The 296-nt window shown below is 65.9% G+C and carries 1 protein-coding gene; it reads left to right on the top strand.

Going from position 1 to position 296, the window contains the following annotated elements:
- Window positions 1-296, top strand: a 296-nt coding sequence (locus EN852_RS39180) for a pyrroline-5-carboxylate reductase dimerization domain-containing protein (protein ID WP_281407869.1), incomplete at both ends; no start/stop codon positions are given.

The raw sequence follows: 296 nt of genomic DNA, 5'->3' as shown, positions 1-296 counted from the left end.
GCACACCGGTCGCCACGTTCGAAACTATTCTCGGCGAGCACGCGCCAGTGATCCGCTGTATGCCGAACACGCCGGCTGCGATCGGCAAGGGCATGATGGTGGTGTTCTCCAACCCGCTGGTCTCCGACGACGTCCGCCGCTTCGTCCTCGAGCTTTTGTCCGCCAGCGGGGTCGTGACGACGATCGACGACGAGGGCCTCATGGATGCCGTGACGGCCGTCTCCGGCTCCGGCCCCGCCTATATCTTCCACATCATCGAGGCGCTGACGATTGCGGCCGAGAAGGCCGGCCTGCCG

Origin of the sequence: Mesorhizobium sp. M2E.F.Ca.ET.209.01.1.1, assembly GCF_004010375.2 — a bacterium.
GTDB lineage: Bacteria > Pseudomonadota > Alphaproteobacteria > Rhizobiales > Rhizobiaceae > Mesorhizobium.
This window is presented reverse-complemented; position numbering and strand designations above follow the sequence as displayed.